This is a genomic window from Shewanella sp. ISTPL2, assembly GCF_013283205.1.
GTDB lineage: Bacteria > Pseudomonadota > Gammaproteobacteria > Enterobacterales > Shewanellaceae > Shewanella > Shewanella oncorhynchi.
The window spans coordinates 3,817,253-3,832,196 of sequence record NZ_JAAPAV010000001.1; the positions used below are offsets into that span (position 1 = coordinate 3,817,253).

Sequence of the window (14,944 nt, forward strand, 5' to 3'; positions counted from 1 at the left end):
TATCAGGTAAACTTTTGCGCTAATAGAGTGGGTTAACAGAAAACCAAGCTGAATTGATGGTCTTATCGCCCCAAACTCGAACTAACATACTTCATCATTAGGCTACTATAAATAATGCTTTCACTTCGTCGAACCGTCCTTTGCAGCACCCTAGTCTTTGCCCTCCAACTAATTCCCTGCGCTTATGCCAATAGCACTCCAAATACCTTAACCACTGAGCCTACTGCCACTGTTGTACAAGCTGATACGCAGCAGAACCAAGATGCACTGACCTACGCCAATTACACTGAAGTCAGCGTGAGTCATTTGGAACTAGCCCTTGTAGTTGATTTTAAGCAAAACCGCTTATCCGGTGAAGCCACCCTCGATTTAGCTTGGCATAAGGCGGGGAAAGAACTCATCTTAGATACTCGAGATCTGACGATTAACAGCGTAAGTGCTTTAAATACAGCGGGGAAATGGCAAAGCGTGCCCTTCACGTTAGCCAAAGCGGACGCTGTAAAAGGCGCCGCGCTAACCATCAAACTTGCTGATGAAAATAGTCAAAAGGTCAAAATCAATTATCACACATCGAATAATCCGTCTGGTATTCAATGGTTAACTCCTGAGCAAACCCAAGGTAAACAGTTGCCTTTTATGTTCAGTCAAAGTCAGGCTATTCACGCCCGCAGTTGGATCCCACTGCAAGATACGCCAGCCGTTCGCCAAACCTATAGCGCAACGATTACGGCCGATAAAGCCATTACTGTGGTCATGAGTGCCGATCGCAAAACCCTGTCGAGCACGCAGACCCAATTCACTATGCCGCAGGCTATTCCAGCTTATTTGATTGCCATTGCGGCCGGACATTTAAAGTTTGCTCCCTTAGATAACATCTCGGGCATTTGGGCTGAGCCAGAGATCCTCGACAAAGCGAGCAAAGAATTTGCCGACACGCCAGAAATGATCAAAATCGCGGCTAAACGTTATGGCGATTACCCTTGGGGACGTTATGACTTGCTTATCTTGCCACCAAGTTTCCCCTTTGGCGGCATGGAAAACCCGCGTTTGTCTTTTATTACACCCACAGTGATCGCGGGTGATAAAAGCTTAGTGAGCCTCATCGCCCACGAACTTGCGCACTCGTGGTCGGGTAATTTAGTGACGAATGCCACTTGGCGCGATCTCTGGCTTAATGAAGGTTTTACGACCTATGTTGAGAATCGCATCATGGAAGACCTCTATGGCCGAGACCGAGCACTGATGGAGCAAACCATCGGCTACTCTGAATTGCTTGCAGAGCTTGCAGAACTTACTCCTGCCGATTCAGTGCTACATCTCGATCTCGGTAAACGTTCGCCCGACGAAGCCTTCAGCGGTGTCCCTTATATAAAAGGCCAGTTGTTCTTAATATTTTTAGAGCAAAAATTTGGCCGTGAACGCTTCGACACTTTTGTGAAAAGCTACTTCAATCATTTTGCATTTCAGAGTATTACTACGGCGCAATTCCGTGAATATTTATCTTTGAATCTATTAAACAAATATCCCCATCTTGTCAGTGAAGGTGAAGTGGATACTTGGATTAAAGGTCAAGATTTACCGTCATTTCTTGTGCCGCCCAATTCCCATGCCTTCGATGATATTGATGCTCAAAGACAAACTTGGCTCGAGGGTAAACTCAGTGCAAGCGAGTTGAAAACCAGCACTTGGACAGTCCACCAGTGGTTAAGATTCATCAATGAAATGCCAAGGATCAATCTAGACCAAACCAAACTTGCCGAGCTAGATAAGGCGTTCCATTTTACGGGCACTGGCAATAGTGAAATCGCTTTTGCATGGTATTCACTGGCCCTAGACAATGGCTATTACGCAGTACTACCCGCATTAAAACAACACTTAACCCATATTGGCCGTATGCGCTTAATCGTGCCTTTATATCAAAAGCTAGCAAGCTCTGATAAATACGACTGGGCCAAAAGCGTCTATCTCAGGGCTCGCAGCGGCTACCATCCCCAAACCCAAGCAAGCCTAGATATGATGTTTGCCGACAAACCACTCGAGCATGAACATAGCCATTAGCGAGATAAGGAGCCATTAGCGGTTGCGACAATCATTAAGCCATTAGCACCGTAAAAACAAAAAGCCCAAACCTAGGTTTGGGCTTTTGCTATTTAATCTTTAGCCTCGATTCATTCAACCCATACTGAACTTATACTCCACTCACATTGAGTCAGATAAAGCCAAGTTCGAAGCCGAGCCCGAAACCTAAAGATTAGTGGTGATGACCACCTGCACCATGGGCATGACCGTGGGCGATTTCTTCATCACTCGCATCACGGGCACCTACGACTTCAATATCAAATGTCAGTTCGCGGCCGGCTAATGGATGGTTTACATCCACAGTCGCCATAAACTTACCCATTTTAACGATAGTCACTTGGCGCTGACCTTGGTCGGTATTAACCACTGCTGTCATGCCTGGTTTCCACACAGTCGCACCCAGTAAATGCTTAACTGACACACGTTGGTGTGCGTCAGCATCCGCTACACGCTCACCGTAGGTTTCAGCGGCAGGCAAAGTCACAGTGAACTTTTCACCTATAGCTTTACCGTTTATCGCGTTTTCTACACCTGGCATCATGTTGTCATGACCGTGTAAATAGGCAATCGGATCGCGACCTTCGTTCGTCTCGATCACTTCACCTTTCTCGTCGCGCAGTGTGTAGTTAAACTGCACAACCATATCGTCTTTAATGCTCATCGAATATCCTTTGATTTTCTTCGATTTCAATTGTGGGCCGAGCTTAACAAAACTGCGCTTTTCACTCCACTTTTTTATCCGGCCTCAAAGCACTCAAAACCCGCAGCGAGCGCTCTTTGGCTACAGTAGCTACAGTAGCTACTGTAACTAAAGTGATAATCCTAAAGCGGTAAACACCTCTGGGCTTGGGAAGCCATCGGCAATCATCTGTTTGCTACGTTGAAAGGCTTGCAACCCTGCCATAGAGTTACGTCCCAACACGCCATCAGGCTTACCAACATCAAATCCAGCCTCGTTCAGTTTTGTTTGCAGTTGCTTTACTTGCTCGCGGCTTAAGCGTGGTTGCTCATGCGGACTGACCGTCAAGGGTTGTCCACCATTAATACGATCGGCTAAGTGCCCAACCGTAATGGCATAAAATTCGGAGCGATTCCAACGCATGATCACATTAAAATTCTCATAACCTAAAAAGGCTGGGCCTGTGTGTCCCGCAGGCAAATACAACGCAGCTTGAATATCGACGGCAGGCAAAGGTTGCCCATTCGACTGTGTTACATTGAGCGCAGCCCATTCCGATAACGACAAGGGCTGTTTCGCACCTAAATGACTGTAACTAAAATCCTTTGGCAACAAGACTTCACGCCCCCAACGCTGATTACGCTGCCAACCTAAGTGCTGCAAAAAATTCGCGGCAGAAGTGAGCGCATCTGTGGTGCTATTCCATAAATCGGCCTTACCATCGCCATCGCCATCGACCGCATATTTGGCATACGCAGAAGGCATAAATTGCGTATGTCCCATAGCACCTGCCCATGATCCCACCATAGTGTCATCATCGAACTGATACTTTTCTTTCAATTTTAAGGCTTGCATCAGCTCTATGGTGAAATAATTGCTACGGCGTGGCTCACAAGCCAAAGTCGCCAGCGAATTCAATACCGACATTTTGCCTTTATAGGAACCGTAGTTCGTTTCCAGTCCCCAAAAAGACAAGATATATTGCGGCGGAACACCGTATTTTTGCGCTAATTGATTAAGTAAGACACTGTGCTTTTGCAGTAAACGGCGGCCTTCATTGACGCGCCATTCGGTCGCGCGCTTACTGAAATAATTATCAAATGTCTGGCTGAATTCGGGTTGCTGTTGGTCCAGCTCAATCACTCGAGGGACAAATTTCAAGTTCGCAATGGTAGAGTTTATCGTCGCCTCAGACAGACCTTCTGCACGTGCTCGCGCTTGCAGTCCAGTCAAGCACATTGGAAACGCCTCAGCATTAGATTGTACGCTAGCACTGATATCGGGCATTTGATTGATTTCAGCAGCTATGCCACTTGCGTTAGAGCTGGTTGCATTAGCACTGGCACTCGCCGTTGGCGCACTTGAACAGGCACTCAGACTGACACAGGCGGCAATACTCGCAAACAGATAAGTTAACCCTTTAATTTTAATCAAATCAACAACTCCAATATTTGATCTCACAACAATCACACTGTTGTGGCTAAACACGACAATATTCCGTCTTCAAGAGGGAATTGCCCTAGAGAGATATTCGCCTTGGCATAACGAGTGAAAGGTTAGAATCCAAAACACCTTTAACGGCCAAAAGCATAGAAGACACGTTTCTCCGCTACGTAAAGCCCCTATCTGAGCCACATTTAGTCAGTAAAACAGCCTGTACCAAGGCGACTCATTACCAATAATCCTGACCCATAGTGACACGTAACACAATCCTTATCGCCATAAATACCTTGCGGCATAGGTTTATTGCTCAGTTATCCAACACAAAAAAAATCTTAACAAAGAATCCCTTGGTATCGCAGCACGTTACCGTATAATGGATAAGTTAACAGCACACATCAAAGAGACCTATCATGACTGAAATCAATGCGGCTTTGGCTGGCTTTATCAAAAATGTAAAACAACATCAGACGCTTTGGGGTCTAATGGATGAAACTGGCGAAGGCTGGGTCGTTTGTGATTCTTCAGAATTTGAAGACACAGATGTGATGCCATTATGGTCAAATGAAGCTACTGCAAAATCCCATTGCAGCGACGAATGGCACGACTATCAACCCGTTTCTATTTCATTAGAAGAATTTCTAGAATATTGGGTCTCAGATCTAAACGACGATGGTGTATTGATCGGTGTTGATTGGCAAACCGATGAAGATTGTCTTGAACTTGATCCGATTGTTTTAGCAAAAGATTTGGTTGATGTTGAAGAAGTTTAATCGCTTCAGTATGCCATTGATGACATCAAGGACTGAGGTGCTCATTCCTTGATGTCTGCTATTCCGCTTATCGATATTCCCTTCGACAAACGCCATACTTGCTGGTTTTGTGGCGAACCGAGCCATCAACACTTCGAATATATCGCACACACACATACACCACATGCTTCGTTAGCTGTGCCCGCCTGCAGCGAATGTTTGCGATTAGCCAAACAACATACTCTTAGCTCCATTTGGGATTGTCGTATGGCCGTCAAAGATGCTCTGATGCGTATTTATGCGAAACACCTCGCCATAGGGATTAATTGGACCGAAGAAGAGCTTGCTGAGTCCGAATTCTCCTGCAAAGTGTTTGAAGGTTTTAAAAAAAGTGCTTGGATGATGTACCAAATTGCCCGCGACCGTATCAATGCGCCCGGTTGGCCACTGGTATTAGAAGGCGAAGAAATTGACGACCAAGGTTATAACGCAGGTTTTGAATTCGATGGCGTGACTTTTAATTCAGTCAATGCCGCTATCCAATACTATTCGACGCAATTCACTTTAGATCCACAGTTTTTTGCCGAACTGGTAAGCCTCGTCGGCCGAGCAAGATTCAACTATGCCTTAAGGCTCGCCCGTATCCATATCGCCGCCGCCAAAGAAATGAAGCGCCAAGTATTACACGATGTAGCAGCCGAATTAGCGTTATAATCTAGCGAGTTATAAGTAGTGGGTTATAGGTAGTGGGTTGGCAGATGTTTGCAGAAAAGCAGTTGAAAAGGTAGCAGTTAAAAGAATGTGATTCAAGACCGTATTAAAAACTGTTATTAAAGCGTTCATTCAAAGCGCCGAACCTATCGATGATCGACTCAAGGTCAATCACCGATAGTTCGAATCTCAAAATGCGATCAGTGATTGATCACTTGTCTTAATCTTTCTTGCACCACTTGCACCAGCAAATCCGGTTGGAACTTAGAAATAAACTTATCACAGCCCACTTTTTCAACCATGGCATGGTTAAAACTGCCACTCAACGAAGTATTTAAGGTAATGAATAAATCCGACATAGCTTTATCACTGCGCACTTCAGAAGTGAGCTTATAACCGTCCATTTCGGGCATTTCAGCATCGGTAATCATCATCAATAATTCTTTGGCAACTTGTTTACCTTCATCACGCCATTTCTGCAATAACGTCAGCGCTTGTAAGCCATCAGATGCCTCAATAATTTCGATACCCAGTTGGCCTAACGTTTCACGCACTTGACGTCTGGCGGTCGATGAATCATCCACAATCAGGATTTTTCTGCCTGGCATTTCATGGACTAAGGTTTCGTCGAGTACACCTTCAGATAAACGGATATCGTAGTGAATGATCTCCGCCAAGACTTTTTCTACGTCGATAATAGACACTAACTGCGACTGACCTTGATGCTCTATGCGAGTAATTGCCGTTAGATAATTATTACGCCCAGCCGTTTTAGGCGGCGGCATAATATCGCTCCAAGTCATGTTGATAATGTGTTCAACCTTACCGACTAAGAAACCCTGCACACTACGGTTATATTCTGTGATGATCATATTGGCATCTTCGTTAGGCGGCACGGGCTTAAACCCTATGGCCGAACGTAAATCAATCACGGGGATGGAAATCCCACGAATATTAGCAACACCAGAAATATGCGGATGACTACCCGGCATCGCATTCAAGGGAGGAAGCTTGACGACTTCTTTGACTTTAAAGACGTTAATGGCAAATAACTGCGTGGAATTAATGCTAAAGAGCAACAACTCAAGTCGGTTCTCACCAACGAGTTTGGTACGCTGATCTACGGTTGCAAGTACGTTTGCCATAATGCTGCTTCTCTACTCTTGAGGAAAATCCTTTCCCCACATGCGACGGATTAGCTCAAATTATAGCGGTAAACTCCCATGAAGAACCATGCCGAGAGTCTATTTTATCTAAAAATTACAACCACTCTCGCAAAGTTCGGCCATAAACTTCGTTTAGCGCATCTCAGATATCTGCATCCCTAAGCTTATATTTTCAGATAATACGCGACATTGCTAATATTTGGTCTTAGTGTTAACGCAATATTTTCTGGGCGAGCACCATACCCGCAAGATTAAAGGCATTTCTATCGCGGACAATCTTAAATCCCAGCTGGCGCAATACCGTTAACAAATCACTATGATTAAAGCGATTCTGCTGTGGATGCTCAAATAAGCGCCGGCTCAATGGATTACAAATTGCGGCACGATATAAATCCTCTATCACAAAGTATCCGTTCGGTTTCAGCACCCTTGCAACTTCCTTAATGGCCGCTTGCCACTCTGGAATATGATGGAATACGGCAAAATCAAACACCATATCAAACTCGCCATCGCCAAAGGGTAAACATGTTGCATCAGCAACCGAGAAACTCAGCCCTTTTAACCCTTGCGGCCGAGATTGCCAGCGGGATTGTGCGGAGGCAACCATGTCAGGGTCGATATCCACGGCCGTGATATGTCCCGCGCCAAAATGTTCGCGGATCAACTGAATGCCGTTACCAAACCCACAACCTATTTCTAATGCGCGTTCGCACAAAGCCATAGGTTTTGGCATCATAGAGGTCAATAAGGGCGCTTCGAGATGATTTTGTAGCCAAAAACGTAATGGATGCTGAACGATCTTTTTCTCAAATGGATTTAATTTCATGCCATCCTCTCACTATGGGTAAACTACTGTTGAATAATTTTACTGATCGAACTGCCATTATGGTACGTAATGATAGGAACATAAGTTCACCAGAGGCCACGATGAAATTACCTCTTTTTCCATTACCCATTTGTTTATTGCCCGAAGGTTACACGCAACTGCGGGTATTTGAACCTAGATATAAGCGCTTGGTCGCCGAATCATTAAAGTCAGGCCAAGGCTTTGGCTTATGTATGCTTGAAGAGGATGGTAAAACCATTCAGCCCATAGGCACCTTAGTGCATATTATTGATTTTGAAACCTTACCAGACGGACTATTAGGGATCAGTATTCAAGGTTCAAAACGCTTTAAACTTGATAAAATCAGTGTCGAAGCTGATGGTTTAAAGCGCGGAGACGTCAGTTTAATCGACAATTGGCCTGCTGTACGTATTGCGACCGATGAACGTTACTTGAGTCAAATGTTACAAAACATTCTTAAGGAATATCCGCAACATCTCAAGCACTACCAAACAGAACAGTTCGATGATATCGCTTGGGTCTGCCAGCGCTGGCTAGAAATATTACCCGTACAAGCATCCGAAAAGTACACCTGCATTAATGCCTTAGATCATATTATGACCCGAGATCTATTGCGGGCCGTCATTAAATAATACTGTGAATGATCCTTTATTTAAGCCACTTCGTATTGATTGAAAGTTTGACAGCAAAAATGGGCTCAGAAGTGCAACACACTTCTCAATTTTGTCGTTACTGATATCACACTCAGCACTCACGACTGCGATAAGAGCGAAAATAATGGAAAATATTCAATCACAAAGCAGGCAAACTCGGTATCATGTCCCAATCACGTCTCTGACTAATTCGGCTATGGATAACGAAATTCCAGCTTCCCAAACCTGCGAGCCTCAAGCGGATGCTTTAATCACGTTTATGCTACAAGTAGCAGACAACCGAGACAGAGCCGCCTTTGGTCACTTATTCCAGCATTTCATGCCCAAGATCCGAGCATTTGGTTTACAAAGACTGAATCAACAAGGGTTGGCGATGGATTTAGTACAAGAAACCATGACCAGCGTTTGGACTAAGGCTCATCTATATAATGCAGAAAAAGGGTCAGTGACAACTTGGGTGTTTACCATTATGCGTAATCAATGTTTCGATATGCTTAGACGGGTACAACACAATAGAGAAGATACTTTCGGTGATGATATTTGGCCGCTGTGTGATGCGACCATGGCTAAGGACACACTCACTGATCACAAGTTGACGGCTAAATTACTCCAACATCTTGATGCCCTTCCCATAGCACAAAGACAAGTTGTGCAAGGCATTTACATGCAAGAACTCACTCAACAAGAGCTAGCCGATACCCTAAAGGTACCGATAGGGACCATAAAGTCCCGTTTAAGATTAGGGCTAGAAAAGTTGAAAAGCTTCTTGGAGACACACAATGATTAAGCATCATCCCCAACAAGAATTACTCGTCAGCCATGCCAATGGGAACTTACCTTTATCAATGGCGATAGCAATATCCGCACACTGCGACCTATGTGAGACTTGTCGAGAGCAGCTTGCCCTATTCACAGAACAAGCTGCAAATTTAGCATTAAATCCTGATGGCGGTCATGCTGCAAATGATACGGGCGAAGAGTTGATGCACAGAGAGTATGTTGAGGTGCAACACTCTGGCGACAATCAAGAATCGGCATTGGACATTGACGCTATGATGGCGCAAATCATGGCTCAACCGGCAGCGACAAATGTGCCTAATAACGCCCCTATCGATGTCGACATAAAGCAACAGCATTACACTGTGCCCTCGGTGTTTCGTCAGCATTTGGCCCGTCCATGGCAAATATTAGGCAAAGTCAGTCGCATGCGTTTTGATGTCGATGAAACGAACACCCGCGCTAGCCTATTGCATATAGATGCCCAAGGTGAAATCCCCCAACATACCCATAAAGGTTATGAACTAACACTATTACTAGCCGGAGAGTTTTCCGATCTAAATGGTGACTATGTGCCAGGTGATTTTATCGTGCTCGACGGCCAACACCATCACTCACCGAAAACCATTAACGGTTGCTTATGCTACACAGTATTAGATGCACCGCTGCATTTTACCAAAGGTCTGAGTAAGCTACTCAATCCCATAGGTGAACTGATTTATTAAACCTTTTGACTGAGTTTTTAAACAACAGCAAACGCATAGATTCATTTATAAATTCAGTTTAATAATTCCATTACATAAATGACTATGATTAATCCCATTAAAATGACCTATTTTAGTGGGATTTTTTATAACATTTGCCTATAAAACGGCAATATTAGCCTTAGTCAATTACCACAAAAATAAAAACCAACCCATAAACAGACCTGACTATTCCCCTTTAAATCAAGTAAATAGCCACGAAAAATACACTTTAATTCAACATTAGCAAATAAATAATGACATCGAATAAAAATTAAACTTGCATAAGCTATTTTTATTGATATACTGCACGTCGTTTTGAGATACACCTTGTTGTTTACCTTTTTAACCCAGCCTGATATTTAGCAATCAGAGTTCGGTCCTCATAAAGAAAGCCTACTACAAGCAAAACCCCATAAGCTCAATCATTCGATATCACTAAAATCATGTGGTTATGTCTGTGAACTTACCGTTCTCCTTGTTGTCATAGTATTGTCATTAAGCTATGGTCAACTGGTTGAATCGAGTTATTCCATTGACGTAATCGACAACATGAAATATTTATCGATTAAGCATCTCTTGATTAATGAATCAAAGATGGGGTAACCTCGATACTCAATAGAACGAATCTTTCGCACAATTGCTAAGGATATTTTATAGTTACAACTATCTCACCTATGGGTGAATTAACAAAAAGGAGTGTGGCATATGTCATACAAAATTAATGGACATGAAATTACAGTGAACTTCCCTGTAGATTCAATCTCAGTAAATAAAACCTCAATTGCTTTTACCGATCGTCAAGGTAAAAACAGACAGACTTTTTCTAAACGTACAGAAGCCATCAGCTTTATGAAATGGTTATTGTCCGCGAACAAATAAGTCAAAAAGTAAGTAAAACGATAAGTTAAAAATTAATACCGCAGTACCCGTTTACTCAAGTGTATTTAATCGGTTTCCATTATCTTCGCAGTACCGAGCACTTAAGTAGACTGATAGCCGAATGTCACGAACACGCTATCCTTTTTTACGTCATTATGACGAGCACATTTGGTTCAGGCTGTATCTCTCTCACACAGATACCTGCCGAACCAAATGAGTCAAATCCAGCGTTAGATCACCTCTTTCCATTGCAGCATCCGCTAATATTCATACACATGAATACTGTTCAGCACATCATCTATGCCAAAACCCAATACTCAAATTGCCATGCAAACCTTGATAAACCAGATCAAAGAGACTATTCCACTCAATTTAGAAGAAGCACAACTGTGCCAGGGACAATGTTTAGGTTGTTCGAAGAAAATGCTGGAAATGTTAGATGCCGAAATCAGTTATTGGCAATTTAGTGAGGTGACGCCTAGCCTAAAAGATTTAAAAAACCTCGAAAACATTGGCCGTCGTACCTATAAAATTCTTAAACGGAACCAGTTACTGTCTTAATCGCTTGTATTTGCATTTGACTATTTATAGGGCATTTTACTTACGCGACTTAAAATAAATTCAAAACTTAACTGACAATATGACCCTAATAGAAATCACATTGCCAGTTTTATCTTCGCTATTGTCGATAGCCGTTAAAAATCACAAATCGATAGGCTCAACTTCTAGACTCTGCCAACCTTGCGCGAATATCTGCCAAAGAATATTCCGTTAATAGTTCACCATCGGCAAATACGGGAACAAACTCGCAATTGTTGACATCTTGCCAGCTGGCTTGATCTTTAAGATAAAATTGACCCTGCTCATCTTTAAATACCGCCACTAAACCCTTAGCGGATTTTTTAGTGCCATCATCTGTTTTAGGATCTTTAAATATTTCTCTGTCTTTACCATCAACTTTCGCAAAGGTCGCTTTCACGGCATAACCGTCAGTATCTCGGGTCACGTGTTGATAGGTAAAACTGCCAATTCCAAACACAATATTAGTTGACGCAAAACCTTTAGCCTTTAATCCGGCACAAATGGCTTCAGCACGTTCAATGGTGATTGAATCGCCATAAATCAGTCCAACATGGCTATTCAGCGCTTTGTAACCTTTGGCTGTTGTGCTGCCCCCAAAGACGTCCCACAGACACTCAATAGCGCCTTTATATTCGGGACTCCCGATTGGAGCTTGTGGATCGCCACAAATGATCTTCACAGGGCAACCTGTATCAGGCCTAAACACCACTTTGCCATCGCGGGCAAGAATGCGGTCTTTTAACGCTAAGGTGAATTCTGTCATCACCTGCCAAAAATCCCAAGAATCTGAAACAATGCTGACAATGCCCGTTGGGTAAATATCTTCAATCAAACGGCGGAACGTCTCTAATTCATTCTCCATGCCACCCGCGCACATGACACTGTGCTCCGTTGCGGGCACACTGCCACCGACAAGTTCTTTATCACTATCGGCAAGGTAATATTGCTCAAGAAAATCAATGGCGGGTATGGTATCAGTCCCAGTAAAACTGAGTAAATGTGCGGCGCCGCTCATGATCGCGGCCTCTGCACCATACATGCCACGGAAACTAAAATCGTGCCCCTGCCAATCAACAAAAGCGATGTCACCATCGGTTTCTAGCGCGTAAGTCTCAAATATTTTGCGGTATTGCAGCGCGGTAGTAGCACTGGTACACATACCCCACACATTCGCGGAAAGGATGGTTTCGAGATAATTGGTCAACCAAAAGAACCGCTCATCGGTATTGTACAAAATCAAGCAAGGCACTTTTAATGGATACACTGAGCCTTCAGGTAATGCCATAATTTTAATTGGTAAATAACCTAAATCATGCAACTCCTCAATATGCTGAGTGCCAACATTATTCGGCCCGAGATAGTTATTGATACGGCGGGAGAATTGACGAATGACCTGATCTTTAGGTTGTTGAAAGAAATCACGGTTCCAACTGTCGATCAAGAAATGCTTGATAAAATACTGCAAGCCAAAAAACACCATTTGGTCTGTATAACCACGACGGGATTTACGGGCGGTCAGGTTACTAAAAATCACTTGTGTATTATCGGGATATTGACGACGGTGATCGACTTTGTAGCCATCAATGGCAGTAACGGGATTCAAGTACATAATATTTTCCTTAATGATTCATATAACTCAAAACAGCATGACAATGACAGAACTCGCTCGAAATATGTGTGGGGACACCTAAACTATCGGTACAAAATAATCTGTCTATGCCCGCCTCTCGCAGTGCCAACTCACTGGCCTTATCTTCATAATGTGACACGATCAAAATGACGCTTTGGGCCCCCTTTTGCTTTAATTTGATGGCAAGTTCAATAAAGGTTCTGCCACCTGCGCAAATATCGTCAACGATTAAGCAGGTTTTACCCGACAAGTCATCACAGAACACTTCAGTAGCGATAATATGGCCATTGACCACATCACGATGTTTATCGGCCCTGATCACCGGCATTCCCTGTAACGCTTTAGCTAAGCCGAATACTTTTTTATTCGCCCCCGCATCGGGCGAGACTAACACTAGCTCCCCCGTTAATTGGGCTGCGATCGCGGCAACAAAACTGTGGTTATCTATTACCTGCACTCGGTCTAACAATGCGGCGGTGACATCGCTGTGAGGGTCAAAAATGCTGACTGAAGCATATTGCTGCTGATTAATCAGGCTGGCATAGACTTTTACCGATAAGGCCTCACCAGCATTACACACCCTATCTTGGCGAGCACCCGGCATATAAGGCAGTAACAGATCGATTTGCTCTGCACCACTGCGACGCAATGCATCAGTTAACAACAAGAGCTGCATGATGGAATGATCGCCACGATAACCGAAGAAAACTGTGACGCGTTTCGCTGGAGGAACCAGCAGTTGAACATGATTCTCCCCCGCACCAAATTGAAATAAACGGTAGTGAGTCTCATCACTAGCTGCGGGTAACCGATAAAAATCGGCTTGCGAACATTGAGCGTGAGAAGCATCTTGAGACGTTTGAATACGTTGAGACATAGTAACCTCCTGTCTGTGGCAAGATTGCCGAAATTGACGGCGCCCTTGTTGTCTACATGAACAATAGTGTCTTAAAGACATTATTGTGTAAAGTTGATTTTTAGACTATTTCAGACGGAGCAACCTGAAATGTTATGCTTAAATGGTATATAGTGTCTTTTAGACACTATTAATGGGCGCGACAACTAAGAAGCCACAATATGGGTATCGAGTAATACAAGAACCGGAGACATTAAGGCAAAATCAGTAATTAAACAGCCTTTACTGATTCAAAGTCACCATGAATAAGGCATAAGCAGTCGCCGTTACTCATATTGAGCAAGGCGAATATCTGGCTTAAATCCATATTCACTGTGATCAACATTCTAAATTTCTTAAGAAGCGATACGATGCGGTATTGGGTTTCAAGCGGTATAAATTAGCAGGACGACCACGTTCGGTGCGCTTTAATCCCGTATCGATCAATAAATCAGCCTGTTCAACCCGCCGACGAAAAGATTTACCTTGGATAGGCTTGCCCAGTAAAACCTCATGTACATGCTGCAGTTCTGGCAAGGTAAAAGGTTCAGACAGTGCAAATCCTGGGACTAAAGAATATAAGGCTTTTTGTGTTAAACGTTCCCGCGCTTGCTCAATTAACTGCAGATGATCAAACGCCAAGGGCATCTGCAACACATCTTCTAATGGCCACCACTTAACATCACTCACTGAATCAATCTGGATTTGGCAAGCTTGATAACTCATCAAGGCGGTATAACATACAGTCACAGACCAGCCTCTTATATCACGACTACTATTACCCACAGTGCATAGCTGCTCAATATAAGGTGGCACTACCGCGGTTTTCTCATGCAGTTTACGTAATACAGTTTGCTCAAGGGATTGATCGCAATTTTCATCGATAAACCCACCAGGTAATCCCCATAAACCTAAAAAAGGATGGTTTGAACGTTGCACTAAGAGTACTTTAAGTTGCTGATCGTGATAGGTAAACAATACGGCATCTACTGTCAGTAGCTGAGCCTTAAAAACCTTAGGATCGTAATTGGCGAGATATTCCGCTTCAGTCATTGATATTCCCCATCGTTCCAAATCATCAGCTTAACTTAGCATTACACAGCTTCAA

General features: G+C 43.6%; 15 protein-coding genes. 8 read left to right on the forward strand and 7 right to left on the reverse strand.

Going from position 1 to position 14,944, the window contains the following annotated elements; translation table 11 throughout:
- The first annotated feature begins 114 nt into the window (after positions 1-114).
- On the forward strand, positions 115-2,058 hold the full coding sequence (locus tag HUB64_RS16770; RefSeq protein ID WP_173497447.1) for a M1 family metallopeptidase: 1,944 nt from the start codon (positions 115-117) through the stop codon (positions 2,056-2,058).
- A gap of 193 nt (positions 2,059-2,251) precedes the next feature.
- Here HUB64_RS16770 and HUB64_RS16775 read toward each other — a convergent pair whose 3' ends face one another.
- A complete protein-coding gene (locus tag HUB64_RS16775; protein ID WP_105252202.1) occupies positions 2,252-2,740 on the reverse strand; it encodes a peptidylprolyl isomerase in 489 nt (162 codons plus the stop codon).
- A 147-nt stretch (positions 2,741-2,887) separates the two neighbouring features.
- The gene (locus HUB64_RS16780; protein ID WP_173497448.1) at positions 2,888-4,192 is read right to left on the reverse strand and encodes a lytic murein transglycosylase; all 1,305 of its coding nucleotides are present in this window, start codon (positions 4,190-4,192) and stop codon (positions 2,888-2,890) included.
- 419 nt (positions 4,193-4,611) lie between these two features.
- On the opposite strand from HUB64_RS16780, the gene HUB64_RS16785 reads away from it, so the two are divergent.
- Together HUB64_RS16785 and HUB64_RS16790 are read left to right on the forward strand one after the other, a co-directional pair.
- Entirely contained in the window at positions 4,612-4,971 is a 360-nt protein-coding gene (locus tag HUB64_RS16785; RefSeq protein ID WP_028759614.1) for a DUF2750 domain-containing protein, read from the forward strand.
- 51 nt (positions 4,972-5,022) lie between these two features.
- A complete protein-coding gene (locus HUB64_RS16790) occupies positions 5,023-5,664 on the forward strand; it encodes a hypothetical protein (RefSeq protein ID WP_173497449.1) in 642 nt (213 codons plus the stop codon).
- 197 nt (positions 5,665-5,861) lie between these two features.
- Here the strand turns inward: HUB64_RS16790 and HUB64_RS16795 are convergent, their stop codons facing one another.
- Complete coding sequence (locus HUB64_RS16795; protein WP_173497450.1) at positions 5,862-6,806, reverse strand: chemotaxis protein CheV; 945 nt, start codon at positions 6,804-6,806, stop codon at positions 5,862-5,864.
- Positions 6,807-7,038: 232 nt separating this feature from the next.
- A complete protein-coding gene (locus HUB64_RS16800) occupies positions 7,039-7,653 on the reverse strand; it encodes a class I SAM-dependent methyltransferase (RefSeq protein ID WP_028759611.1) in 615 nt (204 codons plus the stop codon).
- Between the two features lie 101 nt (positions 7,654-7,754).
- On the opposite strand from HUB64_RS16800, the gene HUB64_RS16805 reads away from it, so the two are divergent.
- From HUB64_RS16805 to HUB64_RS16825, 5 genes are all read left to right on the forward strand, one after another.
- Positions 7,755-8,306: an LON peptidase substrate-binding domain-containing protein gene (locus HUB64_RS16805; RefSeq protein ID WP_028759610.1), complete on the forward strand. Its 552-nt coding sequence runs from the start codon at positions 7,755-7,757 to the stop codon at positions 8,304-8,306.
- Between the two features lie 145 nt (positions 8,307-8,451).
- Complete coding sequence (locus tag HUB64_RS16810) at positions 8,452-9,114, forward strand: sigma-70 family RNA polymerase sigma factor (RefSeq protein ID WP_173497451.1); 663 nt, start codon at positions 8,452-8,454, stop codon at positions 9,112-9,114.
- Positions 9,107-9,829 carry a ChrR family anti-sigma-E factor gene (locus HUB64_RS16815; RefSeq protein ID WP_105252198.1) on the forward strand — a complete coding sequence of 241 codons (723 nt, stop codon included), beginning with the start codon at positions 9,107-9,109 and terminating at the stop codon, positions 9,827-9,829. The genes HUB64_RS16810 and HUB64_RS16815 overlap by 8 nt, the downstream gene beginning before the upstream one ends.
- A 726-nt stretch (positions 9,830-10,555) precedes the next feature.
- Positions 10,556-10,729, forward strand: coding sequence for a hypothetical protein (locus HUB64_RS16820; protein ID WP_006082106.1), 174 nt, complete (start codon positions 10,556-10,558; stop codon positions 10,727-10,729).
- 300 nt (positions 10,730-11,029) lie between these two features.
- A complete protein-coding gene (locus tag HUB64_RS16825; RefSeq protein WP_011789018.1) occupies positions 11,030-11,290 on the forward strand; it encodes a hypothetical protein in 261 nt (86 codons plus the stop codon).
- Positions 11,291-11,447: 157 nt separating this feature from the next.
- Here the strand turns inward: HUB64_RS16825 and HUB64_RS16830 are convergent, their stop codons facing one another.
- The 3 genes from HUB64_RS16830 to HUB64_RS16840 all read right to left on the reverse strand — a co-directional run bounded on the left by HUB64_RS16830 (position 11,448) and on the right by HUB64_RS16840 (position 14,889).
- A complete protein-coding gene (locus HUB64_RS16830) occupies positions 11,448-12,920 on the reverse strand; it encodes a nicotinate phosphoribosyltransferase (RefSeq protein ID WP_168827420.1) in 1,473 nt (490 codons plus the stop codon).
- 10 nt (positions 12,921-12,930) lie between these two features.
- On the reverse strand, positions 12,931-13,818 hold the full coding sequence (gene prs, locus HUB64_RS16835) for a ribose-phosphate diphosphokinase (RefSeq protein WP_113940908.1): 888 nt from the start codon (positions 13,816-13,818) through the stop codon (positions 12,931-12,933).
- 357 nt (positions 13,819-14,175) lie between these two features.
- Positions 14,176-14,889, reverse strand: a complete 714-nt coding sequence (locus tag HUB64_RS16840; RefSeq protein WP_173497452.1) for an NUDIX domain-containing protein — start codon at positions 14,887-14,889, stop codon at positions 14,176-14,178.
- Between the last annotated feature and the right edge of the window lie 55 nt (positions 14,890-14,944).

What these genes read in the sequence shown, in the direction of transcription:
- HUB64_RS16785 (WP_028759614.1), top strand. Translation starts at nt 4,612, where the DNA reads ATGACTGAAATCAATGCGGCTTTGGCTGGCTTTATCAAAAATGTAAAA.
- HUB64_RS16775 (WP_105252202.1), bottom strand. Translation starts at nt 2,740, where the DNA reads ATGAGCATTAAAGACGATATGGTTGTGCAGTTTAACTACACACTGCGC.
- HUB64_RS16790 (WP_173497449.1), top strand. Translation starts at nt 5,023, where the DNA reads ATGTCTGCTATTCCGCTTATCGATATTCCCTTCGACAAACGCCATACT.
- HUB64_RS16815 (WP_105252198.1), top strand. Translation starts at nt 9,107, where the DNA reads ATGATTAAGCATCATCCCCAACAAGAATTACTCGTCAGCCATGCCAAT.
- HUB64_RS16810 (WP_173497451.1), top strand. Translation starts at nt 8,452, where the DNA reads ATGGAAAATATTCAATCACAAAGCAGGCAAACTCGGTATCATGTCCCA.
- HUB64_RS16805 (WP_028759610.1), top strand. Translation starts at nt 7,755, where the DNA reads ATGAAATTACCTCTTTTTCCATTACCCATTTGTTTATTGCCCGAAGGT.
- HUB64_RS16840 (WP_173497452.1), bottom strand. Translation starts at nt 14,889, where the DNA reads ATGACTGAAGCGGAATATCTCGCCAATTACGATCCTAAGGTTTTTAAG.
- HUB64_RS16825 (WP_011789018.1), top strand. Translation starts at nt 11,030, where the DNA reads ATGCCAAAACCCAATACTCAAATTGCCATGCAAACCTTGATAAACCAG.
- HUB64_RS16820 (WP_006082106.1), top strand. Translation starts at nt 10,556, where the DNA reads ATGTCATACAAAATTAATGGACATGAAATTACAGTGAACTTCCCTGTA.
- HUB64_RS16800 (WP_028759611.1), bottom strand. Translation starts at nt 7,653, where the DNA reads ATGAAATTAAATCCATTTGAGAAAAAGATCGTTCAGCATCCATTACGT.
- prs (WP_113940908.1), bottom strand. Translation starts at nt 13,818, where the DNA reads ATGTCTCAACGTATTCAAACGTCTCAAGATGCTTCTCACGCTCAATGT.
- HUB64_RS16770 (WP_173497447.1), top strand. Translation starts at nt 115, where the DNA reads ATGCTTTCACTTCGTCGAACCGTCCTTTGCAGCACCCTAGTCTTTGCC.
- HUB64_RS16795 (WP_173497450.1), bottom strand. Translation starts at nt 6,806, where the DNA reads ATGGCAAACGTACTTGCAACCGTAGATCAGCGTACCAAACTCGTTGGT.
- HUB64_RS16830 (WP_168827420.1), bottom strand. Translation starts at nt 12,920, where the DNA reads ATGTACTTGAATCCCGTTACTGCCATTGATGGCTACAAAGTCGATCAC.